Origin of the sequence: Actinoplanes sp. CA-142083 (genome assembly GCF_050942195.1) — a bacterium.
In the GTDB taxonomy this organism is placed as follows: domain Bacteria; phylum Actinomycetota; class Actinomycetes; order Mycobacteriales; family Micromonosporaceae; genus Actinoplanes.
Genome location: NZ_CP192076.1, coordinates 2,088,085 through 2,113,368, shown reverse-complemented (window position 1 = coordinate 2,113,368; position 25,284 = coordinate 2,088,085). Strand labels below are relative to the sequence as shown.

General features: G+C 71.6%; 26 protein-coding genes. 6 read left to right on the top strand and 20 right to left on the bottom strand.

Annotated elements, in window-relative coordinates:
• Window positions 1-3 precede the first annotated feature (3 nt).
• Window positions 4-861 (bottom strand): sigma-70 family RNA polymerase sigma factor, encoded by an 858-nt coding sequence (locus tag ACQPZX_RS10110; protein ID WP_433377576.1) that lies wholly within the window; start codon window positions 859-861, stop codon window positions 4-6.
• A gap of 76 nt (window positions 862-937) precedes the next feature.
• Between ACQPZX_RS10110 and ACQPZX_RS10105 the strand changes: the two genes are divergently transcribed.
• A complete protein-coding gene (locus tag ACQPZX_RS10105) occupies window positions 938-1,279 on the top strand; it encodes a VOC family protein (protein WP_433377574.1) in 342 nt (113 codons plus the stop codon).
• Window positions 1,272-1,724, top strand: a complete 453-nt coding sequence (locus ACQPZX_RS10100) for a pyridoxamine 5'-phosphate oxidase family protein (RefSeq protein ID WP_433377571.1) — start codon at window positions 1,272-1,274, stop codon at window positions 1,722-1,724. The genes ACQPZX_RS10105 and ACQPZX_RS10100 overlap by 8 nt, the downstream gene beginning before the upstream one ends.
• Here ACQPZX_RS10100 and ACQPZX_RS10095 read toward each other — a convergent pair.
• Window positions 1,714-3,168 (bottom strand): PLP-dependent aminotransferase family protein, encoded by a 1,455-nt coding sequence (locus ACQPZX_RS10095; RefSeq protein ID WP_433377568.1) that lies wholly within the window; start codon window positions 3,166-3,168, stop codon window positions 1,714-1,716. The genes ACQPZX_RS10100 and ACQPZX_RS10095 overlap by 11 nt on opposite strands.
• Window positions 3,169-3,227: 59 nt before the next feature.
• Here ACQPZX_RS10095 and ACQPZX_RS10090 point away from each other — a divergent pair, with 59 nt between their 5' ends.
• Together ACQPZX_RS10090 and ACQPZX_RS10085 are read left to right on the top strand one after the other, a co-directional pair.
• Window positions 3,228-3,854 carry a YczE/YyaS/YitT family protein gene (locus ACQPZX_RS10090; protein ID WP_433377565.1) on the top strand — a complete coding sequence of 209 codons (627 nt, stop codon included), beginning with the start codon at window positions 3,228-3,230 and terminating at the stop codon, window positions 3,852-3,854.
• 66 nt (window positions 3,855-3,920) lie between these two features.
• Window positions 3,921-4,349 (top strand): hypothetical protein, encoded by a 429-nt coding sequence (locus ACQPZX_RS10085; protein ID WP_433377562.1) that lies wholly within the window; start codon window positions 3,921-3,923, stop codon window positions 4,347-4,349.
• Between the two features lie 123 nt (window positions 4,350-4,472).
• Here ACQPZX_RS10085 and hisF read toward each other — a convergent pair whose 3' ends face one another.
• Window positions 4,473-5,234, bottom strand: a complete 762-nt coding sequence (hisF, locus tag ACQPZX_RS10080; protein WP_433377559.1) for an imidazole glycerol phosphate synthase subunit HisF — start codon at window positions 5,232-5,234, stop codon at window positions 4,473-4,475.
• Window positions 5,194-6,096 carry an EamA family transporter gene (locus tag ACQPZX_RS10075; RefSeq protein WP_433377557.1) on the bottom strand — a complete coding sequence of 301 codons (903 nt, stop codon included), beginning with the start codon at window positions 6,094-6,096 and terminating at the stop codon, window positions 5,194-5,196. Before ACQPZX_RS10075 ends, hisF begins: the two co-directional genes overlap by 41 nt.
• A gap of 72 nt (window positions 6,097-6,168) precedes the next feature.
• Here ACQPZX_RS10075 and ACQPZX_RS10070 point away from each other — a divergent pair, with 72 nt between their 5' ends.
• Window positions 6,169-7,068 (top strand): LysR substrate-binding domain-containing protein, encoded by a 900-nt coding sequence (locus ACQPZX_RS10070; protein WP_433377554.1) that lies wholly within the window; start codon window positions 6,169-6,171, stop codon window positions 7,066-7,068.
• Here the strand turns inward: ACQPZX_RS10070 and priA are convergent.
• From priA to hisD, 7 genes are all read right to left on the bottom strand, one after another.
• Window positions 7,044-7,763, bottom strand: a complete 720-nt coding sequence (gene priA / locus ACQPZX_RS10065; RefSeq protein WP_433377551.1) for a bifunctional 1-(5-phosphoribosyl)-5-((5-phosphoribosylamino)methylideneamino)imidazole-4-carboxamide isomerase/phosphoribosylanthranilate isomerase PriA — start codon at window positions 7,761-7,763, stop codon at window positions 7,044-7,046. The two genes, ACQPZX_RS10070 and priA, sit on opposite strands and share 25 nt — an antisense overlap.
• Window positions 7,764-7,783: 20 nt before the next feature.
• On the bottom strand, window positions 7,784-8,101 hold the full coding sequence (locus tag ACQPZX_RS10060) for a hypothetical protein (RefSeq protein WP_433377548.1): 318 nt from the start codon (window positions 8,099-8,101) through the stop codon (window positions 7,784-7,786).
• A 6-nt stretch (window positions 8,102-8,107) separates the two neighbouring features.
• Complete coding sequence (gene hisH, locus ACQPZX_RS10055) at window positions 8,108-8,728, bottom strand: imidazole glycerol phosphate synthase subunit HisH (protein WP_433377545.1); 621 nt, start codon at window positions 8,726-8,728, stop codon at window positions 8,108-8,110.
• On the bottom strand, window positions 8,725-8,877 hold the full coding sequence (locus tag ACQPZX_RS10050) for a hypothetical protein (protein ID WP_433377542.1): 153 nt from the start codon (window positions 8,875-8,877) through the stop codon (window positions 8,725-8,727). Before ACQPZX_RS10050 ends, hisH begins: the two co-directional genes overlap by 4 nt.
• Entirely contained in the window at window positions 8,877-9,488 is a 612-nt protein-coding gene (gene hisB / locus ACQPZX_RS10045) for an imidazoleglycerol-phosphate dehydratase HisB (RefSeq protein ID WP_433377539.1), read from the bottom strand. The genes ACQPZX_RS10050 and hisB overlap by 1 nt, the downstream gene beginning before the upstream one ends.
• Entirely contained in the window at window positions 9,485-10,546 is a 1,062-nt protein-coding gene (locus tag ACQPZX_RS10040; protein WP_433385158.1) for a histidinol-phosphate transaminase, read from the bottom strand. Before ACQPZX_RS10040 ends, hisB begins: the two co-directional genes overlap by 4 nt.
• Before the next feature lie 101 nt (window positions 10,547-10,647).
• On the bottom strand, window positions 10,648-11,958 hold the full coding sequence (gene hisD, locus ACQPZX_RS10035; protein ID WP_433377537.1) for a histidinol dehydrogenase: 1,311 nt from the start codon (window positions 11,956-11,958) through the stop codon (window positions 10,648-10,650).
• A gap of 142 nt (window positions 11,959-12,100) precedes the next feature.
• Between hisD and ACQPZX_RS10030 the strand changes: the two genes are divergently transcribed.
• Window positions 12,101-12,808, top strand: coding sequence for an LON peptidase substrate-binding domain-containing protein (locus ACQPZX_RS10030; RefSeq protein ID WP_433377534.1), 708 nt, complete (start codon window positions 12,101-12,103; stop codon window positions 12,806-12,808).
• A gap of 355 nt (window positions 12,809-13,163) precedes the next feature.
• Here ACQPZX_RS10030 and ACQPZX_RS10025 read toward each other — a convergent pair whose 3' ends face one another.
• From ACQPZX_RS10025 to ACQPZX_RS09985, 9 genes are all read right to left on the bottom strand, one after another.
• The gene (locus ACQPZX_RS10025) at window positions 13,164-14,477 is read right to left on the bottom strand and encodes a hypothetical protein (RefSeq protein WP_433377531.1); all 1,314 of its coding nucleotides are present in this window, start codon (window positions 14,475-14,477) and stop codon (window positions 13,164-13,166) included.
• Window positions 14,478-14,553: 76 nt separating this feature from the next.
• Entirely contained in the window at window positions 14,554-18,087 is a 3,534-nt protein-coding gene (gene dnaE / locus ACQPZX_RS10020) for a DNA polymerase III subunit alpha (protein ID WP_433377528.1), read from the bottom strand.
• A 117-nt stretch (window positions 18,088-18,204) separates the two neighbouring features.
• Window positions 18,205-19,572 carry a MinD/ParA family ATP-binding protein gene (locus tag ACQPZX_RS10015; protein WP_433377525.1) on the bottom strand — a complete coding sequence of 456 codons (1,368 nt, stop codon included), beginning with the start codon at window positions 19,570-19,572 and terminating at the stop codon, window positions 18,205-18,207.
• 180 nt (window positions 19,573-19,752) lie between these two features.
• Entirely contained in the window at window positions 19,753-20,715 is a 963-nt protein-coding gene (locus ACQPZX_RS10010; protein ID WP_433377522.1) for a hypothetical protein, read from the bottom strand.
• 18 nt (window positions 20,716-20,733) lie between these two features.
• On the bottom strand, window positions 20,734-21,618 hold the full coding sequence (locus tag ACQPZX_RS10005; protein ID WP_433385155.1) for an RluA family pseudouridine synthase: 885 nt from the start codon (window positions 21,616-21,618) through the stop codon (window positions 20,734-20,736).
• A 124-nt stretch (window positions 21,619-21,742) separates the two neighbouring features.
• Window positions 21,743-22,420 carry a signal peptidase II gene (lspA, locus tag ACQPZX_RS10000; protein WP_433377519.1) on the bottom strand — a complete coding sequence of 226 codons (678 nt, stop codon included), beginning with the start codon at window positions 22,418-22,420 and terminating at the stop codon, window positions 21,743-21,745.
• Window positions 22,321-22,743 (bottom strand): TraR/DksA family transcriptional regulator, encoded by a 423-nt coding sequence (locus ACQPZX_RS09995; RefSeq protein WP_433377516.1) that lies wholly within the window; start codon window positions 22,741-22,743, stop codon window positions 22,321-22,323. The genes lspA and ACQPZX_RS09995 overlap by 100 nt, the downstream gene beginning before the upstream one ends.
• 280 nt (window positions 22,744-23,023) lie before the next feature.
• On the bottom strand, window positions 23,024-24,565 hold the full coding sequence (locus ACQPZX_RS09990) for a potassium/proton antiporter (RefSeq protein ID WP_433377513.1): 1,542 nt from the start codon (window positions 24,563-24,565) through the stop codon (window positions 23,024-23,026).
• On the bottom strand, window positions 24,562-24,882 hold the full coding sequence (locus ACQPZX_RS09985) for a DUF167 domain-containing protein (RefSeq protein WP_433377510.1): 321 nt from the start codon (window positions 24,880-24,882) through the stop codon (window positions 24,562-24,564). The genes ACQPZX_RS09990 and ACQPZX_RS09985 overlap by 4 nt, the downstream gene beginning before the upstream one ends.
• Between the last annotated feature and the right edge of the window lie 402 nt (window positions 24,883-25,284).

Genomic DNA, 25,284 nt, shown 5'->3' with positions numbered 1-25,284 from the left:
TTCCTAGGAGAACTCGATCTCGAGGGCGGCCAGCGTGGAGGGGTCGGCGATCTGCTCGATCCCGGTCACGCGGTCGCCCTCGATCGTGAAGGCGAAAGCCACCTTCGGCTCGCCGTGCAGCGCCCAGACCAGGCCGGGCAGGCCGTCGATGTAGGCGTGCCGCAGCGCCTTGGCCCGGCCGTTGAAGACTCCGGCCACGGTGGAAGCGCCCTCGGCGAGGGCGTTCGTGTTGCCCATCGCGACCGCCGCCTCGTCGGCCCGCAGCGTGACCGACGGGTCGAGCAGGCTGAGCAGGGCCGAGAAGTCGCCGCCCCGCGCCGCCGCCAGAAACGCATCCACTATTTCGCGTTTTCTCGCGGTTTGTCCGGAGTCGTCGGGCGAGGAGCCCTGCACCCGCCGGCGCGCCCGGCTGGCCAGCTGACGAGCCGAGGCCGGTGAACAGCCGACGATCTCCGCGATCTGCGGGAAGTCGACCGCGAACATGTCGTGCAGCACGAAGGCCAGCCGCTCGCGGGGATTCAGCGTGTCGAGCACGAGCAGCAGCGCCGGCCCGATCGCGTCGGCCATCACCGCCTCCTGCTCGGGGTCGGCCGTCTCGGCCGCCACCACCGGGAGCTCGGCCGGATCCTCCCGGCGGGCCTGCCGGGAGCGCAGCATGTCGAGGCAGACCCGGGAGACGACCGTCGTCAGCCAGCCGGTCAGGTTGCCGACGTCGCTGGTGTCGGAGCGGCTCAGGCGTACCCATGCCTCCTGAACCGCGTCGTCGGCCTCGTGGGCCGATCCCAGGATCCGCTGCGCCACCTGCCGCAGATGTGGCCGGTCCGCCTCGAACCGCGCCGCCAGAATCTCGAGTTCGCTCATCGTCACACTCCCCGCTCGGCCTCCGTCATAGCCTTTGACGGACCGCTAGGGTCCGCTGTGACAGAGGGAGGATCCCATGGCTATCCGCACCATCACCGTCCCGGTCAAGGACCTGGACGCCGCGACCGCGCTCTACACCAAGCTGCTCGGCACCGAGCCGTACATGTCCTCGCCCTACTATGTCGGGTTCCGCCCCGAGGGCTCGCCTGAAGTGGGTCTCAACCCGCACGGCGACCTCGCCACCGGGCCGATCACGTACTTCCACGTGGACGACATCAACGCCACCGTCACGGCGCTGACGGCGGCGGGCGCGACCGTGGAGCAGGAGCCGCGCGACGTCGGGGGTGGCGGGCTCACCGCGCACCTGCGCGACGGGGACGGCAACATCATCGGCCTGTTCCAGGGCTCAGATGCCTGACCCCCGGGGACAAGCCGAGCGCAAGGCCGACGTGCTCGCCCGGCTGGCCGCGCCGGTCGCCGACTGCTGGGTGGCGACGGCGGCCGAGGGGGAGCCCTACCTCGTGCCGCTGACGCTGGCCTGGTTCGAGGAGCGCATCATCCTGGCCACGGCCCGGCGCTCGCCTACCGCGCGCAACATCGCCGCGAGTGGGCGGGCCCGGGTCGGGCTGGGCCCCACCCGCGACGTGGTGCTGATCGAGGCGGTGCTCGACGAGAGCATTCCCGTCACCGCGTCCGGAAAGATCGGCGAGGCCTACGCGGAGCAGAGCGACTGGGACCCGCGCGAGGCCGGCGACTCGTACGTTTTCCTCGCCTTGAAGCCGGCGAAGATCCAGGCCTGGCGCGAGGAGAACGAGATCCCCGACCGCCTGCTGATGCGCGACGGCGCCTGGCTCACGCGATGACCGCGGGCGTACGCCACGCCGGCCGCGCTCCGCGGTCGAGGTCGTAGCGCACCGACGCGATCCGCTTCACCGCCTCGGCGAGGGTCTCCTCGTCGAGCGCGAACGGCAGCCGCAGGAACCGCTCGAGCGTGCCGTCGAGGCCGAAACGGGGTCCCGGAGCGAGCCGGACCCCCACGTCCTCGGCGGCGCGGGAGAGCGCGCTGGAGATCGGCCCGTCCAGCTCGGCCCAGAGCATCACCCCGCCGGCCGGCACCGTGACGCTCCACTCGGGCAGGTGGTCGCGCATCGCGGCGAGCAGCGCGTCGCGGCGGCCGCGCAGCTGGGCGCGGCGGGCGGCCACGATCTGCGGGGCCTGGGCGAGCAGCCGCACGGCCACCAACTGCTCCAGCACCGGGCTGGCCATGTCGACGCCGACCCGGATCGCGGCGAGGCGCTGCACGAGCGGCGCCGACGCGCGCACCCACCCGATCCGCAGGCCACCCCAGTAGGCCTTGCTCATCCCGCCGATCGACACGACCCGCGAGTGCCGGTCGAAGACGGCCACCGGCGGCGGCATCTCGGCGCCGTCGAGCGACAGATCCACGAAGGACTCGTCCACGATCAGCTCGGTGCCCGCCGAGTGCGCCGTCGCGACAAGGCGCTCCCGCAACGCGGCATCCATCAGGTGGCCGGTGGGATTCTGAAATTCCGGGATCACGTACGCGACGCGCGGCCTTCCCTGCCGCAGCGCACCGAGCAGCAGCTCGCCGTCCCAGCCGGTGGCCGCGTCGAGGCCGTGGGTGCTGATCCGGGCGCGGCGGGCGGAGAGCGCGGCCAGCGCGTTCGGATAGGTCGGCGACTCGACCAGCACCGGCGCGCCGGCCGGCACCGAGAGCCGCAACACCAGGTCGAGCGCCTGCTGGGTGCCGGCGGTGATGAGGATCTGCTCGGCCGAGGTGGCCACGCCCCGCGCCGTGTAGCCGGCCGCGACCGCCTCGCGCAGCTCGACCAGCCCGGTCGGGTGGTACCCGGCGCTGCCCAGGTAGCGCGGCAGGTCGTCGGCGGCGGCGCGGGCCGCGCCGATCAGCTCGTCCGGGGCCGGGGAGGCGGCCACGCCCAGGTCGATCACATCGCCGTCGTCGCCGGCCGCCCACAGGCCGGAGGTGGCCACCCGGTGGCCCTGCGGCAGGGTGGTCCAGCTCCCGGCGCCGCGCCGGCTGGTGAGGTGGCCGGTCTCGCGGAGCGCGCGGTACGCGGCGCTCACGGTGGTGCGGCTGACGCCGAGGGCCTCGGCCAGTTCCCGCTCCGCGGGAAGTCGCACGCCGAGCGGCAGCCGCCCGTCGGAGAGTAGGCCACGGACGGCGGCGGCCAGGGCGGCGTAATCCGGGCTGCGGTGCCGACCCGGCAGCGCATGCCACTGACCGAGCAGGCGAGCCAGTTGGACCCCTCGTACCGAGCTCGTCACAGCCACCTCCCGCGAATTGGCTCTACATCATCCTCAAATTGGCCTTCAGAGTGGCATCCATGGGTTTCGTGCGCAACGGAGATCGTCGTCTCATCCAGCTTTTCACGGGTCTGATCCTGTACGGGGTGAGCATGGCGTTCATGGTGGAGTCCGCCCTGGGTCTCAATCCCTGGGACGTGCTGCACCAGGGCCTGTCCAAGGTGACCGGCATCAGCTTCGGCTGGGTCGTCATCCTGCTCGGCATCCCGATCCTGCTGCTGTGGATCCCGCTGCGCCAGAAGCCGGGCTTCGGCACCATCGCCAACCTCGTGGTGATCGGCTTCGTCGTCGACGGCGCGCTGGCCGTACTGCCTTCGGGTGACGGCATCCCCGCCCGGGTCGCCTATCTGGTCGGCGGCATCCTGATCAACGGCCTCGCCACCGGCCTCTACATCGGCGCCCGGATGGGCCCTGGCCCGCGCGACGGCCTGATGACCGGCATCGTGCGCCGCTTCCCCCGCCTGTCGATCCGCCTGGTTCGTACCACTATCGAGCTTCTTGTCCTCGGCGTCGGCATCCTTCTCGGCGGCACCGTCGGCATCGGCACGATCGCCTACGCCCTCTGCATCGGCCCGCTGGTTCACGTCTTCCTGCCGCTGTGCACGGTCCCCGAAACGCGCAACTTGCATACGTCTGCTGTGGACTGACACAGGTACGTGATCATCCGGCCACATTTGCTTCCGAGCGGGGCGGTGACGCGGCATCATTGCCGCATGGGGGCTGGCGGCTGGCAGTGGAACGACGCTTGGATCTTCGTGTCCGCGGTCATCGCCGAGCGCCTCGAGCGTGACCGGGCCGCCCACGCCGCCCTGCCGATCACCGGGGCGAGTCTCGCCGACGTGCTGGCCGCGGCCGACTTCCTCCACCACGCCGTGCCGACAAGGCAAGAGCTTCAGGATTCCGTACGGCGTCTCGCGGGCGCCGGCCTGCTCGTGGTCGAGGATGACCTCGTCGAGGTGGCGCCGGCCGGTGAGCAACTCTGGCGCACCCGCCCGTTCAGCGGCCTGTCGTCGGCCGTGATGACTCTCCAGGCGCAGCTAAATCGTGCTAGCACCCCCGGCGACTCGGAGTGGGTGCTCGACGAGCCGACCTACAACGCGGCCCTCCGCGAGTATTCGCTGCGCCTGGCCGACGGCCGCTGACGCTCCCCCGCGGGCCCTCGCGTGACCTCTGGGCCGCGCCAGGCTTCGCCCGACCTTTCGCCGGCGCCGCGCCTGGCGTCGCCGGACCTCTCGCCGGCGCCGCGCCGGACCTGGCGCCGGCTCTCAGCGGACCGGGTTGCCGGCCGCCCGCAGGCTCTCCTTGACCTCGCCGATGCTGAGGTCTCCGAAGTGGAAGACGCTGGCCGCCAGCACCGCGTCGGCCCCCGCCGCCACCGCCGGCGGAAAGTGCTCGACCGCGCCCGCTCCCCCGCTCGCGATGACCGGAATGTCCACCACGGCCCGCACCGCCCGGATCAGCTCGATGTCGAAGCCCGCCTTCGTCCCGTCCGCGTCCATCGAGTTGAGCAGGATCTCCCCCGCCCCCAGCTCGGCCACCGTCCGGGCCCACTCGATCGCGTCCAGCCCCGCGCTGCGCCGCCCGCCGTGCGTGGTGACCTCCCACCCGCTCGGCTGCTCCGCCGACCGCCGCACGTCCAGCGACAGCACCAGCACCTGGTTGCCGAACCGCTCGGCGATCTCGCTGATGAGCGCCGGCCGGTTGATCGCCGCCGTGTTGACCCCGACCTTGTCGGCCCCGGCCCGCAGCAGCACGTCGACATCCTCGACCGACCGCACCCCGCCACCCACGGTCAGCGGGATGAAGACGCTCTCCGCTGTCCGCCGCACCACGTCGAGCATGGTCCCCCGGTCGTCGGACGAGGCGGTCACGTCGAGAAAGGTCAGCTCATCGGCCCCGGCGGCGTCATAGGCGGCGGCCAGCTCCACCGGATCCCCCGCGTCCCGCAGGTCGACGAAGTTGACCCCCTTGACCACCCGCCCCGCGTCAACGTCGAGACAGGGAATAACGCGCACCGCCACCGTCATGCGCCAAGCGTAGTTGCCGCTCCGGGACCAGCCCGATCAGGATGCCGCCGATCACCAGGGCGCCCCCGATCAGGTCGACGGTGTGGATGGGCTCGCCGAGGACCAGGGCGGCCGATGCGATGCCGAAGAACGGGACCAACATCGAGAACGGGGCGACGGTGGCCGCGCCGTACCGTCGCAGCAGGAAACCCCAGCCCGCGAATCCCGCGAGTGTCGAGATCAGCGCGACCCACAGCAGAGCCATGACGGCCTCGCCGTCGATCGCGCGCAGCGCGGAGACGTCGGCCGACGGACCGTCGACGAGCAACGACAGCACGACCAGCGGGCCCGACGCGACGGCGCTCGCCCACACCATGAAGCGCAGCGTGTCGGGCGGCGCGGCCTTACGGGTGACGATGTTGGACAGCGCCCACGCCGCGGCCGCTCCGATGATCAGCAGGAAGGCGCCGAGGTTCGCGCCCAGCCCGGTCGCCACCACGCACACGCCGGCGACCGCCACCACGAGGCCGCCGATCTGGAGGCGGCGCGGGCGCTCGCGGAGCAGGAACACGGCGAAGAGCACGGTGAAGACGGCCTGGCTCTGCAGCACCAGCGAGCTCAGCCCGGCCGGCATCCCGGCCGCCATGCCCGCGAAGAGCAGCGAGAACTTCACGACGCCGAGGATCACGCCGGTGGCGACGATCCAGCGCCACGGCACCTGCGGGCGGCCGGCGAACAGGATCGCGGGGAAGGCGGCGAGCATGAAGCGCAGGGCGTTGAACAGCAGCGGCGGGAAATGGTCGAGGCCGGTCTCGATGGCGACGAAGTTGACGCCCCAGATCGCCATGACGGCGACGGCCAGCGCAAGGTCACGAGGTCTCACACCATCGAGCCTGCGGCCTTCTACGATTAAGCACTATCGAATAGTGCTACAGCGACAATGTAGGGTCGCTACATGATTGACCTCGGTCGGCTGCGGGCGCTGCACGCCGTGGCCAGCTACAAGACCGTCCTGGCCGCCGGCGAGGCGCTGCACTGCACACCGTCGGCGGTGTCACAGCAGCTCGCCAAGCTCGAGCGCGAGACCGGCGCCACACTCGTCGAGAAGGACGGGCGGGGCCTGCGGCTCACCGAGGCCGGCCGGATCCTCGCGCAGCACGCCGAGCGGGTCCTCGCCACCGTCGACGAGGCGGAGTCGGCGCTCGCCGCGCACCGCGACACGGTGACCGGCCGGCTCACCGTGGCGGCGTTCGCGACCGCGTGCCGGGCGCTGCTGCCGTGGGCGCTGCACCGGCTGGCCGCCGACCACCCGCAGCTGACCACCGGGCTGATCGAGGCGAACCCGCACGAGGGGCTCGAGGCGCTGCACCGCGGGCACGTCGACCTGGCCGTGCTCGACGACTGGCCCGAGGTGGCGCTGCGGTACCCGGCCGGGATCACGCACGTCGAGCTGGGCTGGGACGTCGCCGACCTGATCGTACCGAGCGGGCACCGGCTGACCGGCACGACGACGCTAGCCAAGTGCCGCGACGAGCGGTGGATCTCCGCGAAGGCCGGCGACATCTGCCACGAGTGGCTGCTCCGGGTGCAGCCGGGCGTGCAGCCCGACTTCCACGTCGGCGAGTTCGAGACGCAGCTGACGCTGATCGCGGCCGGGCTGGGGGTGGCGGTCATCCCGCGGCTGGCCCGTCCACCGCAGCTGCCGGAAGGCGTCCGGATCGTGCGGCTCACCCCCGAGCCGCGCCGGCGCGTCGTGATCGCCTGGCGCGAGGCGGCCGCGGCCCGCCCGGCGATCAAGGCCGCCGAGCAGGCGCTACGGGACTCGTGGCGTCAGGCGAGCGCGTCGAGGGCCTGACGCACGGTGAACGCGCCGGCGTAAAGCGCCTTCCCGGCAATCACCCCCTCAACCCCGACCGGCTCGAGCGTGGCCAGCGCCCGCAGGTCGTCCAGCGTGGACACCCCGCCGCTCGCGATGATCGGCTTGTCGGTGGCCGCGCACACCTCGCGCAGCAACTCCAGGTTCGGGCCCTTCATCGTCCCGTCCTTGGTGATGTCGGTGACGACGTAGCGGGACGCGCCCGCCTTGTCGAGCCGCGCCAGCACCTCGTACAGGTCGCCGCCGTCGCGGGTCCACCCGCGCGCCGACAGCGTCCGGCCGCGCACGTCCAGCCCTATCGCGACCCGGTCGCCGTACTCGCCGCACACCCGGTCGCACCACTCCGGGTCCTCGAGCGCCGCGGTGCCGATGTTGACCCGGGCCGCGCCGGTCGCGAGGGCGCGGGTCAGCGAGGCGTCGTCGCGGATGCCGCCGGAGAGCTCGACCTTCACGTCGAGGCGGCGCACCACGTCGGCGAGCAGGCCGGCGTTGGAGCCGCGCCCGAAGGCGGCGTCCAGGTCGACCAGATGCACCCACTCGGCCCCGTCGTTCTGCCAGGCGAGCGCGGCGTCGAGCGGGTCGCCGTAGGCGGTCTCCGAACCGGCGGCGCCCTGCACGAGCCGGACGGCCTGGCCCTCCGCGACATCGACGGCGGGCAACAGAGCGAGGGTCACTGCATTTCTCCTTTATGCCTTTATGCCTTTTTGCCCAAGATCACGACCACCAGGGCCGGCAGGGCCATGACGATCACGATGGTGAGCACGATGCGCAGCGCCAGGTCGGGCACGAACAGCCAGACCGCGGCGGCGGCGATCAGCGGCACCAGCACGATGCCGATCCGCTCGCCGCGACTGCGCCGGTAGATCCGTCCGGGCCGGCCGATCCGCGGGGTCATCCTCCGGGTCAGGGCACGGCGACGCTGCCGGCGGGCATCCTTGCGGGCGCGGGCCTCCCGTTCCCGCTCCTGCACGGCGAGCCGTTCGGCGCGCCTCTTCGCACGCTCCTTGGACACCGGCCGCTACAGCCCGGCGACCCAGTTGCGCAGCAGCGCGTAGCCCGCGTCCGCCGATTTCTCCGGGTGGAACTGCGCGACCGACAGGCTGCCGAGCTCGACCGCGGCCGCGAAGGGCTCGTCGTGGGTCGCGGTGGTCACTTTGGCGCCGGCTCGCTGCAACACATCAAGATCCGAGGCCGCGTACGAGTGGACGAAGTAGAACCGCGTATCCGGTCCCACTCCCTTGAGCATTTCGGACATTTCCGGAATGTCGACCGTGTTCCAACCCATGTGCGGGATCCGCTCCGCCTTGAGCTTGGTGACCACGCCCGGGAGCAGGCCGAGCCCCTTCGTCTCCACGCCGTGCTCGACGCCGGAGTCGAAGAAGATCTGCATCCCGACGCAGACGCCGAGAACCGGTTGGTTGTTCCGCACACGCTCGGCGATCATCGGGCCGGCGCCGAGCTCCTCGATGCCGGCCATGCACGCTGCGTAGGCGCCCACACCCGGCACCACCAGACCGTCGGCGGCCGCGGCGGCCCCGAGATCGCTGGTCACCGTCACCTCCACCCCGGTGCGGGCCACCGCCCGCTCCGCCGAGCGCAGATTGCCCGACCCGTAGTCGAGCACCACCACCGTGGTCATGACGGCAACAGCCAGGCGACGCCGCCCGCGACGGCCAGCGCCGCGAGCACGCCCACCACGCCGACGCTGAACTTGGTGGCACCCGACCTGATCAGCTGGATCACGCCGCCGACCAGGAAGCCGGCCACGACGAACAGCACGACGGCCATCAGAGCACGCCCTTCGTCGACGGCAGCGCGCCGGCGTTGCGCGGGTCGATCTCGACGGCCTCGCGCAGCGCCCGGGAGAACGCCTTGAACTGCGCCTCCACCACGTGGTGCGCGTCGGGCTTGCCGCCGTCGCGGGCCGCGCGGAGCACGCTGACGTGCAGGGTGACCTTGGCGGCGAAGCCGAACGACTCGAAGATGTGCCGCGTCATGCTGGTCGGGTAGACCGGCCCGATGTACGGCGCCAGCTCGGGCTCGTCGTGCACCACATAGGGCCGCCCGGAGAGATCGACGGCCGCGCGGCAGAGCACCTCGTCCATCGGGATCGTGGCCGACCCGTACCGGCGAATGCCCGCCTTGTCGCCCAGCGCGCGCGAGAATGCCTCGCCGAGCGCGATGGCCGTGTCCTCCATGGTGTGGTGCGCGTCGATCTCGAGGTCACCCTCGGTGCGCACGGTCAGGTCGAACCCGCCGTGCTTGGCGAGCTGGTTGAGCATGTGGTCGTAGAAGCCGACCCCCGTGCTCAGGTCGCCCTTGCCGGTGCCGTCGAGATCGATGTCGACGTACACCTTGGTCTCGTTGGTGACGCGCTCGACGCGCGCGGTGCGGCTCACTTCAAAGCCTCCAGGAACGCTTCGGTCTCCGAGGGGGTTCCGGCGGTCACCCGCAGCCAGCCCGGCAGGCCGACATCGCGGATCAATACACCCCGGTCGAGCAGTCGCTGCCAAGCGGTTTTCTGGTCGCCGCCGACCTCGAACAGCACGAAGTTGGCGTCGCTGTCCGCGACCCGGAAGCCGCGCGAACGCAGCGTGACCACAATGCGGTCACGCTGCTCCTTGATCGCCTCCACGGTCGCGAGCAGGGCGTCACGTTGCGCCAGTGCGGCGCGAGCGGCCGCTTGCGTCAAAGAGCTCAGGTGGTACGGCAGCCGCACCAGCTGAACGGCGTCCACGACCGCCGGGTGTGCCGCGAAATAGCCGAGGCGGCCGCCCGCGAACCCGAACGCCTTGCTCATCGTCCGGGTCACCACCAGCCGCGGGTGGCCGGCGATCAGGGCGAGCGCGCTGGACGTGCCCTCGCGCGCGAACTCCGCATAAGCCTCGTCGACGATCACCATGCCGCGCGCGTTCGCCAGCACCTCGGTGATCACTTCGGGGTCCAGCGCGGTGCCGGTCGGATTGTTCGGCGAGCAGAGGAACACCAGGTCGGGGTCGTGCAGCGCGAGCTGCTCGCGGGCCGCCGCCGGGGTGAGCCCGAAATCCGGGTCACGCAGCGCGGCGATCCACCGGGTGCCGGTGCCCTGGGCGAGCAGCGGATGCATCGAATACGAGGGCCCGAAGCCCAGCGCCGAGCGACCCGGCCCGGCGAACGTCTGCAGCAACTGCTGCTGCACCTCGTTGGACCCGTTGGCGGCCCAGAGGTTGGCCGTGGCCAGGCCGTGGCCGAGATAGTCGGCCAGGTCGGTGCGCAGCGCCACCGCGTCCCGGTCCGGGTAGCGGTTGAGATCGCGCAGCTCGGCCTGCAGCGCCTTGCCGATCGCCTCGGTGACCTCGTCGGGCAGCGCATACGAGTTCTCGTTGGTGTTCAGCCGCACCGCGACATCAAGCTGCGGCGCACCGTAGGGCGACTGCCCGCGCAGATCATCCCGAATCGGCAGATCGTCGATGCTGATCGCCCCCGTCTTCCCCGCGCCGGCCCCGGCCTCTCCCCCACCGGCCCTGGCCTTTCGCGCGCCGGCCTCGGCCTCTCCGGCGCCGGTGGCGTCTTTCGCGTTCACTGGGCGAACCTCACCTTCACGGCGTCCCCGTGCGCGGGGAGATCCTCGGCGTTGGCCAGCGCCACCACGTGGCCGGCGACGTCACGCAGCGCGGCCTCGTCGTACTCGACGACGTGGATGCCGCGCAGGAACGACTGCACCGACAGGCCTGAGGAGTGCCGCGCGCAGCCCGCGGTGGGCAGCACGTGGTTGGAGCCCGCCGCGTAATCACCCAGCGAAACAGGCGACCAGGCACCCACGAAAATCGCGCCGGCGTTGCGGACCCGCATGGCCCACTGCCGCGCGTCGCGCGTCTGGATTTCAAGATGCTCCGCCGCGTACGCGTCGACGACCCGCAACCCCTGCTCCAGATCGTCGACCAGCACCACACCGGACTGCTCACCGGTGAGCGCGGTCAGCACCCGCTGCTCGTGCTTGGTCGACGCCACCTGCCGGGTCAGCTCGGCCTCGACCGCCGCGGCCAGCGCCTCGGAGTCGGTGACCAGAACGCTGGCCGCCATCGGATCGTGCTCGGCCTGGCTGATCAGATCGGCCGCCACATGCCGGGGATCGGCCGTCTCGTCGGCCAAAATCGCGATCTCGGTCGGCCCCGCCTCGGCGTCGATGCCCACGACGCCCTGCAGCAGCCGCTTGGCCGCCGTCACCCAGATATTGCCCGGGCCGGTGATGACATCCACCGGCTCGCACCGGTCTTCGTCGTCCACCCCATCGGAGCCGTAGCCCAGCATCGCGATCGCCTGGGCGCCGCCGACGCCGTAGACCTCGTCGACGCCGAGCAGCGCGCAGGCCGCCAGCACTCGCGAGTCGGGAAGGCCGCCGTTCTCCTTCTGCGGCGGGCTGGCCACGACGAGACCCTCGACGCCTGCCTCCTGGGCGGGAACCACGTTCATCACCACGGTCGACGGGTAGACGGCCAGGCCGCCCGGCACGTACAGACCCACCCGGCTCACCGGCACCCACCGCTCGGTGACCGTGCCGCCGTCGACCACGCGGGTCGTCACGTCCTGCCGGCGCTGGTCGGCGTGCACCTTGCGGGCCCGCTTGATCGACTCGAGCAGCGCCGCCCGGACCTCGGGGTCGAGGCTCTCGGCCGCCGCGGCGATGGCCTCCCGCGGCACGCGCAGCCGCTCGATCTCGACACCGTCGAACCTGGTCGTGGCCTCCTTGATCGCGCCGAAGCCATGCTGATGGACCGCGTCGACAGTGGGTCGAATCTGCTCGACGGCAGCGGAGACGTCGAGCCGGGCACGGGGCAGCAGTCCTCGGGGATCCCTCTGGGACCCACGCAGGTCAGTCCGATTCAGCACGCGCCAATTCTAGGCGGCGACCTGGTGATCTCCGCCGCGGCCACAGCGCGGCCCAGGCCTTGAGATGGTGATCACTTCCACGCGCCTCCCCGACCCGTCCCGGACGGGTTGACCATGGTCGGGGTGCCGATAGGCTGGGCTGGTGAGTGAGCGGCTACCGGTGTTCCCCCTGGGTACGGTGCTGTTTCCCGGGCTTGTGCTACCCCTGCACATCTTCGAGGAGCGCTACCGGTCGCTGGTGCGCGAGCTCGTGGCCAGCCCCGAGGACGGCCCGCACGAGTTCGGCGTGGTCACCTTGCGCCGCGGCGTCGAGGCGCCGTCGCCCGAGGCCGAGGACGGCCCGGCCCCCGAGCCCCCGCCCGTCAAGCTCGACGACCTCTATCCGGTCGGCTGCACCGCCGAGTTGCGCCAGGTCACCGAGCTCCCCGACGGCCGCTTCGACATCATGACCGTCGGCCGCCGCCGCTTCACGCTCGTCGACATCCGCCAGGGCGAGGAGCCCTACCTGACCGCCAAGGTCGAGTGGCTCCCCGACGAGACCCCTGACGAGACCGCCGCCCAGCTGGCCCCCCGGGCGCTGGCGGCGTTCCGCACCTACCTGGACCTGCTACGCCCCGACTCCGAGGTCATCGACACCGTCCCCGGCGACCCCACGGTCCTCTCCCACCTGATCGCCGCCACGGCCCAGCTGACCACCGACGAGCGCCAGCTACTCCTGGCGGCCCCCGACACCGCCACCCGCTTGCGCGCAGAGCTGAAACTGCTCAACCGCGAGGCCGGCCTCCTCGCCAAGGTACGCGCGGTCCCGGTCCCTCTCTCCGACCTGGCCCGCCCCGCCAGCCCCAACTGACCAAACCCAACACCGCGCCCCCGCCGCGCCCCCGCCGCGCCCCGCCGCGCGCCCCCGCCGCGCCCCCGCGCGCCCCCGCCGCGCGCCCCGCGGCGCGCTGACGCCACGCCCTGACGCCGCGTCTCGCACTGACGCCCCCGCCGCGCAATGACGCTCGCAGCCCGCGCCATGACGTCCCTCCGCGCCGTGACGCTCGCCCCGCCGCGCCCTGATGAATCGCCGTTCGCAACGAACAGCACCTAATCAAGATCGGGGAGAAGCCCGCGAAGCACGGCCGCACAGGCACGCGCGGCAATTCACCATCGATGATTTCCCGCACGCCCCGCGCAGCAGGTCATCAAGATCGCGGGGCGAGTCAGGTGCGCGGCGGCTCCGGCGTGGCCTCCGAATGCTCGGACCCACCCGGCGCGTGGCCGGCATCGGGATGCTCGGGCCCGCTGAGCGCATGGCCGGCGCCGGGAAGCTCCGGCCCGCTGAGCGCGTGGCCGGCGCCGGGAAGCTCCGGCCCGTTGAGCGCGTGGCCGGCCTCGGGATGCACGGGGACGCTGAGCGCGTGGTCGGGTGACTCGGTCTCGGGGACGCCTGGCCACGGCGGTGGTGGGCCGTGGTGGGCTGCCGCGTTGGGGCCGTAGCCGGGCTTGGCCCCGGGCTCGTCGAGGTCGGGGTCGTTGGACCAGCCGGCCAGCAAGGTGAGCACGATCGCGGCCGCGAAGGCGGGCACCAGCATCGGGCCGGTGGAGTGCACCTCGGGCGGCGCCAGGTAGGTCGCGCCGCGTACGGCGGTCTCGCGCCACTGCTCGTAGGCGCTCTTGCCGATCATCTCGCCGACCCAGGGGGCCAGCAGGTAGCCGGCGCCGAGCGTGCCGACGATGACGCCGAGGAGCAGGAACGGGCCGCGATCGCGCCGCAGGACCAGCCAGGCGATCACCGCGACGAGGATGCCGAAGCCGAGTCCCAGCAGCGTGTACCAGCCGTCGGCGGCGATGTACTCCTCGGGGGACGGGTCGTTGACCACGATGTTCTGGCCGGTGGCGACCACCGGAACGCTCGGCGCGATCCACGCCCAGAGCAAGCCGAGCGGCCCGCCCAGCGCGAAGATGACCACCGCGCTCAACACCGCAACCAGCGCGGTCCGCTTCCACGGCCGCCGCGGCGCCGAGCCCAGCCCCCACCACTTCGACGCGAAGCTTGCCTCCGGCCCGGTGGGATGCGCCAGCTCATACCCGCCGCCCGCGGTGGGAAGCCCATAAGCGTCCGAGGTGCCCGAGGCGGGGATCTCCCCGGCGGGCGAGCCATCGGCCGAGGAACCGGCCGCGACAACGGAGCTGCCGTCCCCTGCCTCGAAAGAGCCGCCACCGCCAGTTGCCGCTGAGCCGCCGGTGGTGCTCGCCCCGCCGAGCGGGGCACCGTAAGCGCCGGGGTCGGCCGTCGGGTCGGCCGGCGGCGGGCCGGAAGGCTGCCCTGACGGCGGGCCGGAGAGGTGCGCCGGCGGCGGCCCGGAAGGCTGCCCTGACGGCGGGCCGGAGAGGTGCGCCGGCGGCGGGCCGGAGGGCCGCGCCACCGGCGGCCCCGAAGGCTGTGCCAGCGGCCGGCCGGAAGGCTGGGCCGAAGGCGGGCCGGAAGGCTGCGCCGGCTCCGGGCTCCGGGCCGACTCCTGACTCGGGTTCACCCTACGATCCTGCCAGGTCGCGGCGACCAGCGTCCGCCGTGACCCCGGACCGCCGCTCTCACCTGGGGAAACAACGTCAGGCGACTGCGGACGGGCCGAGGATCATCTTGAGGTCGGCGCGCAGCGCCGGCGTCGGGGCCACCCGGACGGCGCCGAGGCGCAGCAGCGTGGTGCGGCTGCCGTTCTGCAGGTGGACGTGCACCTCGGAGTCGCCGGGGTGGCTGGAGAGGATCTCCTTGAGCTCGGCCACCAACGGCGGCGTGCACCGGGTGATCGGCATGGTCAGCGTGACCGGCTTGCTGTCGGGGTTGTGGCTGATGTCGGGCAGGCTCATGTCCATCGCCATGATGCGCGGGGTGTCGTCGCGCCGGTCGACCCGGCCCTTGACCACCACGATCGCGTCCTCGGCGATGTACTGCCCGATCACCTCGTACGTGTTGGGGAAGAACAGCGTCTCCACCCCGCCGGCCAGGTCTTCCAGCGTCGCCGACGCCCATGCCCGGCCCTGCTTGGTGATCCGCCGCTGCACGCCGGTCAGGATGCCCGCGAGCGTGACGACCTGCCCGTCGGGGACCGACCCCTCCTCGTTGAGCGCCGCGATCGACGTGTCGGCCGCGTTGGCCAGCAGCTGCTCGAGACCGGCCAGCGGGTGGTCGGAGACGTACAGGCCGAGCATCTCCCGCTCGAAGGCCAGTTTGTCGCGCTTGTCCCACTCGCTGTCGCCGATCGTCGGCATCGCGACCGTGGCCGCGCTACCGCCCTCGGTGTCGCCGAACGCCCCGAACAGGTCGAACTGGCCGGCCGCCTCGTTGCGCTTCACATCCGCGTACGCGTCGATCGCCTCGGCGTGCACGGCGAGCAGGCCCTTGCGGCTGTGCCCCATCGAGTCGAACGCCCCGGCCTTGATCAGGGATTCAATCGTCTTCTTGTTGCAGGCGACCGCGTCGACCTTGGACAGGAAGTCGTAGAAGTCCTGATATTCGCCCTTTTCCTTGCGGCAGCGGGCGATCGCGTCGACCACGTTGTGCCCGACGTTGCGGACCGCGGCGAGGCCGAACCGGATGTCCTTGCCGACCGGGGTGAACGGCCCGGCGGACTGGTTGACGTCGGGCGGCAGGACCTGGATGCCCATGCGCCGGCACTCGGCCAGGTACATCGCCATCTTGTCCTTGTCGTCGCCGACGCTGGTGAGCAGACCCGCCATGTACTCGGCCGGGTAGTGCGCCTTGAGGTAGGCCGTCCAGTACGACACCAGCCCGTACGCCGCGGAGTGCGCCTTGTTGAACGCGTACCCGGCGAACGGGACCAGCACGTCCCACACCGCCTGGATCGCTTCCTTGGAGTAACCGTGCTCGATGCAGCCCTGCTGGAACGGGCCGAACTCCTTGTCGAGGATCTCCTTCTTCTTCTTACCCATCGCCCGGCGGAGCAGGTCGGCCTGGCCGAGCGTGTACCCGGCGAGGATCTGCGCGGCGCGCTGCACCTGCTCCTGGTAGACGATCAGGCCGTACGTCGGCTCGAGGATCTCGCGCAGCGGCTCCTCGAGCTCGGGGTGGATCGGAGTGATGTCCTGGAGCTTGTTCTTGCGGAGCGCGTAGTTGGTGTGCGACTCGACGCCCATCGGGCCAGGACGGTACAGCGCCAGGACCGCGGAGATGTCCTCGAAGTTGTCGGGCTTCATCAGCCGCAGCAGCGACCGCATCGGCCCGCCGTCGAGCTGGAACACGCCGAGCGTGTCGCCGCGCGCCAGCAGCTCGTACGCCGCCGGGTCGTCCAGCGGCAGCTGCAGCAGGTCCATCTCCATGCTGTGGTTGAGCTTGATGTTCTTGACCGCGTCGTCGAGGATCGTCAGGTTTCGCAGGCCCAGGAAGTCCATCTTGAGCAGGCCGAGCGTCTCGCACGTCGGATAGTCGAACTGCGTGATGATCACGCCGTCGGCGGGCCGGCGCATCAGCGGGATGTGGTCGATGATCGGCTCGGCCGACATGATCACGCCGGCCGCGTGGACGCCGGTCTGCCGGATCAGGCCCTCGATGCCGCGCGCGGTGTCGATCACCTTCTTGACGTCGGGGTCCTGCTCGTACATCGTGCGGATCTCGCCCGCCTCGCTGTACCGCTTGTGCTCCTTGTCGAAGATGCCGGACAGCGGGATGCCCTTGCCCATCACGTCGGGCGGCATCGCCTTGGTGATCCGGTCGCCGACCGCGAACGGGAAGCCGAGCACCCGGGCCGCGTCCTTGATCGCGGCCTTCGCCTTGATCGTGCCGAAGGTGGCGATCTGCGCGACCTTGTCCTCGCCCCAGCGGTCGGTCACGTACTTGATGACCTCGCCGCGCCGGCGCTCGTCGAAGTCGATGTCGACGTCGGGCATCGAGATGCGCTCGGGGTTGAGGAACCGCTCGAAGATCAGGCCGTGCGGGAGCGGATCGAGGTCGGTGATGCCCATCGCGTACGCCACGAGCGAGCCCGCCGCCGAGCCACGGCCGGGACCGACCGCGATGCCGTTGCGCTTGGACCACTGGATGAAGTCGGCGACCACGAGGAAGTACGCCGGGAAGCCCATCTGGATGATGACGCCGAGCTCGTACTCCGCCTGCTTGATGTGCGTGTCGGGGATGCCGCCCGGGAATCGCGCCCGCAGGCCCTCGAACGCGACGTGCCGGAAGTACTCCTCCTCGGAGTACCCGTCGGGGATCGGGAACCGGGGCATCAGGTTTTTGAAGGTGAACATGCCCTCGGTGTCGACCTTCTCCGCCACCAGCAGCGTGGTGCGGCAGCCCTCCTGCCACGCCTCGGAGGAGTCGACGGCGCGCATCTGGTCGGCCGACTTCACGAAGTAGCCGTTGCCGTCGAAGCGGAACCGGTTGGGGTCGGCGACGTTGCTGCCGGTCTGCACGCAGAGCAGCACGTCGTGGGCCGCCGACTGCTCCTCGTACGTGTAATGCGAGTCGTTGGTGACCAGCGGCCGGATACCGAGCTTCTTACCGATCTCGAGCAGGCCGTCGCGGACCCTTTTCTCGATCGAGAGGCCGTGATCCATGATCTCGAGGAAGTAGTTGTCCTTCCCCAGAGCCTCCTGGTACCTCGCGGCGGACTTGAGCGCCTCGTCGAACTGGCCGAGCCGCAGGCGGGTCTGCACCGCGCCGGACGGGCAGCCGGTGGTGCCCATGATCCCCTCGGCGTGCTCCGCGATGATGTCGAAGTCCATCCGCGGGTACTTACCGAGCTGGCCCTCCATCGACGCGCGCGAGTTGAGCCGGAAAAGATTTTTGAGGCCGACCGCGTTGCGCGCCCACATCGTCATGTGGGTGTAGGCGCCGTTACCCGAGACGTCGTCGCCCTTCTGCTCGGGCCGGCCCCACTTGATGCGCGCCTTGTCGAGGCGGGACTCGGGCGCCACATACGCCTCGACGCCGATCACCGGCGTGATCCCGGCCGCCTTGGCCTGGGTGTAGAAGTCGTACGCCCCGTGCATGTTGCCGTGGTCGGTGATCGCCGCGCCGGGCATGCCCAGCCGGGACGCCTCGGCGAGAAGTTCCTTGACCCGGGCGGCCCCGTCGAGCATCGAATACTCGGTGTGCACGTGGAGATGCACGAACGAGTCAGACACCCCGGGCCCCCTTCATATTTTGGCCTCGCAGTGCGGCGAAGCCGCCTTGGAAGCGCAGTTGTGATGACGCGAGCGACTCTAGTCCGACCCTCCGACAAGAATCGAGAGAAACACGGGTCACTCCGCGAACGGCTCGATCATCATCGAGGCGGCCCGCAACCACGCCTGCTTGGTCTCCGGCTGGAGATCCTGATACTCGATCGACGAGCCCACCTCGAGCGACGGGTCGTAAGGCACGATCGCCACCCCACGCGTACGGGTGGCGAAATGCTTGGCGAAGTCGTTGAGCATCGGCAGCGGCCCCGGCGACGGGCACGAGATCAACGTCACGGCGTTGGAGACCAGGTCGCCCATGCCGCTCTCGTCGAGCACGTCGAGCATCCAGTCGGCGGTGAACGCGGCGTCCTCGCGCGGCACCGTGGTGATCACCAGCTGGTCGGCCTGGCGCATCACGGTCTGCCAGTTGACGCTTTCCACGTTGTTGCCGGTGTCGACGCAGATCACGTCGTGGGTGCGGCGCAGCAGGTCCATCACCCGGCGCACGGTGCCCTGGTCGAGCCGCTGGGCGAAGCGCGGGTTCTCCTCGCCGGCGAGCACGTCGTACGACCCGTCGGAGGCGTGCCGCAGGTAGCTGTCGAGCTCGGACAGCAGCCCGTCGCCGTGCAGCGCCTCGATCTGCATGAGGTCGGCCAGCAGGTGCTTGATGGTGCGGGCGTGCCGGGCGCTGCCGGCCCGCAGGCCGAGCGTGCCGCGCAGCTCGTTGTCGTCCCAGGCGAGCACGCCGCGGCCGCGGACGCTGCCGATGGTGGCCGCTGCCAGCACGGTCGCGGTGGTCTTGTGCACGCCGCCCTTGGGGTTGGCGAAGGCCAGCACGCGCGGCTTGCCGAGCTTGCGCCGCAGCACCGCCACGGCCCGCTCGAACTCGTTGTCGGGCTGGGTCTGCCGCCACTCGATCCGCGCGCCGGCCGGAGAGGTCGGCGCGGGCGCGGGAGCCGGCGCGGGCGGCCGGACCGGCGCGGCCGCGCTGGCTCGGATCTGCGGGTAGTCACGAGCCGGAGCCGGGGGAACCGGCGCCGGACGCGCGGGAGCGGGCGACGGACTGAAGTAACTGTGCGGCTGCTCGACCGGCGGAGCCGGGGCGGGCGCGGGAGCCGGAGGCGGCGGGGCGGCCGCGGCTCGCCCCTGATGACGAGGGTCGAGCGGATTGATCGGCGGCCGCGGCGGCATCGGCTGGCGCGGCTGCTGCTCGTAAGCGGGCTGCTCATACGACGGCGCGTGCTGCGGCGCGCGGGAATCCAGGGGGTTGTAGGGCCGCCGCGGCAACGGCTGCCCGAACTGCTGCTGCTGGGACGGCGGCGGCGCCTCCCGCTCCGACTCGGCCTGCTCGTCGCCGGTGGCACGTCCGTGCCGTGCCCGGTCGAGCAGCGCCCGCCAACGCGGGGCTGGTTCCGCAGGCCGGCCCCAGCCGGTCTCGGTCCCATCCACGGCTCGTCCTCCCTGCCAAACTGGTGATGCCCACGGCTGCCTCGTCGCCCATGACAGGCTACGGAGCGAACCCTATTCGGGCCACTGCCCGACCGACCATCCCCGGTCATTCTCCTTGATCGAACTTCCGCGCCACGGTCGTGATCGAGTGGCCATCCGTACGTTTCGCGGACGAGAGAACTAACGGGCGGACGGCTCTCGAGGTGCTGGATCAGCACTCTCATCTGTTGCGGACGACGTTGCGGCAGAAGGATCGGGCAAGGGTTCGGGACTCGCCGGTGAGTCAGATGTCACAGGGAGCCCGGACGAAGACAGTATCGGCGCGGGCGTCCGGGAGGCAATGGCTGAACCGGCGTTTGGCACAGGAATCGGAGATCCGCTCGGTTCCGCCGGGATCGTCCCGTCCTGCTCGGGCAGCGGCGGCCGGAACTCCGTGTGATCCAGCCGTCGCACCTCGGGCGCGGGGTCGACCCCTCGCACGCCCGGCCTGTCCGCGACCACCTGCAACGCGGCCGGGGCGGCGCGGATCACGGCCGCGAAGACACAGGCACATCCCGACCGGTACGCGTCGGCCTCGGCCCCCGCCTGAGCGGCCGCCGACTCGTACGCCCGGCGGGCCCGCGCCACGTTCGCGTCGTCCCCGGTGAGCCGCCGCCCGAGCTGGAGGTACTCGGCCTTCTCCTGGTCGCGCTGCAGCGCCGCGTCGAGCATGCCGGACATGACGTCGGCGGGCAGCCGGTAGACCGGGATCCGCACCACCTGGGTGTGTTTGCCGGCCAGCGGCACGCGCGTGTAGACCTGCGCCACCCCCGCGCCGTCGAGCAGCGCGGGCAGCGCGCCCGGCGTCACGTAGTTGGTGAGGCTCACCAGGGCCCAGGTGTCGCCGGCCGCCGGCGCGGAGGGGTCGGTCAGCGCCGAGAGCTCCTCGCGCGCGTGGTCCAGATATCCGGGCACGGACTGACCCTGGACGACCCCGACCCGTACGAGATCGCCGGGATTTTCCGAAGGAGAGGCGTCGTCATGCTGACTGACCCAGATCGCCGCGAGCAGCAGCGCGAAGGCCGAGACGACGGCGAGCCCGATCACGGCCCGCAGCACGGCCGCGCCGGCCACCGGTCCCCGCACACGCTCCGCGGGTCCCACCTGACATTGCTCCCGAGGTCAGCTCGCGTCCTGAAGGACGTCCAGCGCGTACTTCAGGTCGTCAGGGTAATCGCTGATGAACCGAACCTCATCGTGCGTTCGGGGGTGGAGGAACCCCAATTCTCGGGCGTGCAGCCACTGCCGGTTCAGCTTCAGCCGGGCCGCGAGGGTCGGATCGGCGCCGTAGGTGAGGTCGCCGACGCACGGGTGGCGCAGCGCCGAGAAGTGCACCCGGATCTGGTGGGTGCGCCCGGTCTCGAGTTTCACGTCGACCAGGCTGGCCGAGCGGAACGCCTCGATCGTGTCGTAATGGGTGACGCTCGGCTTGCCGGTCGACATCACCGCGTACTTGTAGTCGGCGGTCGGGTGCCGGTCGATCGGCGCGTCGATGGTGCCGCGCAGCGGGTCGAGATGGCCCTGGACGACCGCGTGGTACCGCTTGTCGACCTCGCGCTCCTTGAAGGCCCGCTTGAGCACGCTGTAGGCCAGCTCGCTCTTGGCCACCACCATGAGCCCGGTGGTGCCGACGTCGAGCCGGTGCACGATGCCCTGCCGCTCGGCCGCGCCGCTGGTCGCGACGTTCTGCCCCATCGCGGCCAGGCCGCCGACCACGGTCGGGCCGGTCCAGCCGGGGCTCGGGTGCGCGGCCACGCCGACCGGTTTGTCCACCACCACGATGTCGTCGTCGCTGTAGACGATGCTCAGCCCGGTGACGTGCTCGGCCACGACGGTGGGCGCGGAGGCCGGCGCGGGCAGCGTGACCTCGAGCCAGGAGCCGGCGCTGACCTTGTCGGACTTGGGCCGCGGATAGCCGTCGACCAGCGCGTCACCGGCCTCGACCAGGGTGGCCGCGGCCGTGCGGGAGAGCCCGAAGAGCCGGGACACGGCCTGGTCGAGCCGCATGCCGTCCAACCCGTCGGGCACCGGCAGGGAGCGTTGGGTCACTGTGCTGTCCCATTGGGCGTGGACTCGTGGCCCTCGGGCGATTGGTCACGCGAGGCGGTCAACTCGCGCTCGGTGCGCTCGCTCACGCCACCTCCGGCTTTTTCCGTACGACACGACGACCGTCCCGCTGGCGCCCGGTGAGCTCGAGGAGCACGGCCAGGATGACGCCCACGGTGAGGCAGCTGTCGGCGATGTTGAACACCGCGAACTTCTCCCCGTACGGCGCGAAGGCGCTGAGCATGTCGACCACATGGCCGCGGAACGGGCCGGGCGCGCGGAACAGCCGGTCGGCGAGGTTGCCGAACGCGCCGCCGAGCACCAGCCCCAGCGAGATCGCCCACGGGATCGAGCGCAGCCGGGTCGCCATGTAGGTGATCCAGCCGATCACCACCAGCGTGATCACCGGGAACACCCAGGTGTGGTCGCTGCCCAGGCTGAACGCCGCCCCGCTGTTGCGCAGCAGCGACAGGTAGATCAGGCCACCGAGGATGCGCACGGGCTCGCCCTCGGTCAGGTGCTCGGTGCTCAGCCACTTGACCCACTGGTCGAGCGCCACCGCGATCGCGGCGGTGAGCCCCAGCACCACGACGGCACGCCCGCTGAACCCGGGGCGGCGACCCGGCTCCGGCTCCACCGCGGCCGTTGTTGCCTCGTCGGCGTTCAGCGTCGTTCCTCCAGCTGCTTGCAGGACACACAGAGGGTAGCGGAGGGGAATGCCGCCAGTCGCTCGACCGGGATCGGGTTGCCGCACCGCTCGCACCAACCGTAGTTGCCCTCCCCGAGCCGGTCGATGGCGCGTTCCACCTGTGTGATCCGGTCCCGCAGATTGTTCGCGAGAGTGATCTCCTGCTCACGCTCGAACGTCTTGGTGCCGGTGTCCGCCTGGTCGTCGCCGGCCGAGTCGGCGAGCCGGTCGCGCTGCAGCTCGGTGAGCTCGCTGAGCGAGTTGTCGTACTCGCTCTGCAACTCGTCGCGGCGCTCCACCAGCGCCACGCGGATCTTCTCCGTCTCGGCCGATGAGCGCGTCCGCTTCGTCGCGGCCTTGGCGGTCGTGGTGGTGCCGGTGTTGGTTGCCTTGGCCATGGTCGCTCCCTCAGCCACACCCCCCGGCGCGGCGATCAGCGGTCTTCGGACCCGGGGCAGGGTCCCTTTGTCGTGCCGGCCGCGGCCCCCCGACCGCGACGGTGGTGCACGGACCCGTAGATCTTGCCCCACCTGCACAAATGGCGCGGCTGAACCGACAGCCGCGCACTCCGGAGGGTGGCAAGGATACGGAACGTATCCGGCAGCGACAACAAGTGCTTCCGATCTAGCGGGAGTAAAGGTCATAAATCTCCCAGTCGGATACCTTACCGTTCCCGATTCACTGGCCGGCCGGCTCCTCGCGTCCCTCCTCGCCGAACCAGCGAGCCAGCCGGCCCCGGCGGCTGACCGCGCGCAGCCGCCGCTCGGCGATGTCCCGCACGGCGGCCGTCGTCACGATGAGCAGGGCGTCTCCCGTACGCAAGCGGGTGTCCGGACCCGGCACGAAGCCGGCGCCGTCGCGCACCACCAGGGTTACCGATGCCCCGACCGGCAAGCGCAGCTCGTCGATGTAGACCCCGGCCAGCCGGGAGCCCGGCGCCACGTCCAGCTGGAGCAGGTCGGCGGCGATGTTCTCCAGCGGCGCGGTCTCCACGTGGATCTCGGCCGGCTCGTGCGGCGCCGTGACCCGCAGCAGGCGCGAGGCCGGCCCGAGGGTGCTGGCCTGCAGCAGGGTGAAGATGATGACCAGCACGAAGACCGCGTCGAACAGGCCGTTCGCGCCGGGCGTGCCGGCCGAGAGCGGGATCGTGGCCAGCACGATCGGCACCGCGCCGCGCAGGCCGGCCCAGGAGAGGAACGCGGTGCCCCGCCAGCCCACCCGGTTGCCGGGCCGGCGGGGGCCGCGGAACGGGCGGGCCAGCACCGCCGCCACGATCACCGACAGCGGCCGGGCCAGCAGCACCAGGGCCACCCCCACGACCACGGCCGGCACCAGCGCGCCGCCCAGCCGGCCCGGCGAGGCGAGCAGGCCGAGCAGCACGAACAGGCCGATCTGCGCCACCCAGGCGAGGCCGTCGGCGAACCCGAGGACGGCCCGGCGGTGCGGCAGCCGCCCGTTGCCGAGCATCACCCCGGCCACGTAGACGGCGAGGAAGCCCGAGGCGTGGGCGACCGCGCCGGCCGCGTAGGCGAGGACGGTGAGGCCGACCGCCGCGATCGGGTAGAGCCCGGCCGAGGGCAGCGCCGCGTGCCGCAGCGTCCACCGCCCGGCCGCGCCCACGGCCAGCCCGATCGCGGCGCCGGCGGCCAGCTCGTAGGTGACGATCAGGACCTCGTACCACCAGGGGTGCGCGGCCACCCCGGTCGCGCTCAGCAGCACGACCAGCAGGACCACCGGCGCGTCGTTGAGGCCGGACTCCGCTTCCAGGGTGGCCACGAGCCGCGGCGGCAGCCGCAGCCGGCGCAGGGTCGCGAAGACCGCGGCGGCGTCGGTCGAGGAGAGCACGGCGCCGTAAAGCAGCGCCAATCGCCAATTCAGACCCAAGATCAGGTGTACGCACGCGCCGACCACCACGATGCTCACCACGACGCCGATCGTCGCCAGCGAGGCGCTGAGCCCCAGCACCGGCCGCAGCGTGCTCCACCGCGCGGTCAGCCCGCCCTCCGCGATGATCACGATGAGCGCGCAGAAGCCGAGCGTCCGGGTGAGCTCGGCGTCGTCGAAGCGGATGCCGAAGCCGGCCTCGCCGATGACCATCCCGAGCGCCAGGTAGACGAGCAGGCTGGGCAGGCCCAGGCGGGTGGACAGGCGCACCGCGGCCACCGCCACCAGCAGCACCAGGGCGCCGATGAGCAGCGCGAGGTCGAGATGCCCCGTCACGGGGTTGGCGGGCCGTCACGCAGGACGGCCAGACGAGCGCGGAGCTCGTCGGCCGCCGGCACGGTGAAGACCTTGTCGCGGCTGGTGCGGCCGAGGCGCAGCTCCACCTCGGCGGCGCGCAGCCCGAGCGAGGCGGCGAGCGCCCGCCGCACCGCCTCGGTGGCCTTCCCGTCGACCGCCGGCGCGCTCACGGCGACGATCAGCGCCGGCCCGTGCGGCCCCTCATAGCGGCCACCCACCCGGTTTCGCCCGGCGCCCGGCCGCACCCGGACAGCGACGGACAGGCCTTCGGGTTCGGGAGGGCGACGCGTGACCATGCCTCATTGTGCAGATGACGGGCGTGGTGGGGCAGCGGCAAGTGGCTCGTTTGGCGGTCAGCGCCGGGCAGCGGCGGCGACGAGGCGGTCGACCGGGCGGCACAGGCCGCACGGGCTGAAGCCGAGCTCGACCGCCTCGTTCACCGGGATCGGCTCGGTGAGCCGGCCGACCAGGTGCGGGCAGTCCGGCAGGTGATAGCGCGGGCGGCCGTCGACGACCAGCACCTCGGCGTCGAGCCGGGCCACCCGCACGGCGTCGGTGGGGCTGACCTTCTGCGGCAGCGGCTCGTCGGCCGGGTCGTCATCGTCGGCGTCGTCGAGGTCGAACGCGGCGTCGTGCTCGGCCACCGCGGACGGCTCGGCGTGAGCGGCCTGACCCGCGGCGGCCTGACCTGCGGCGGC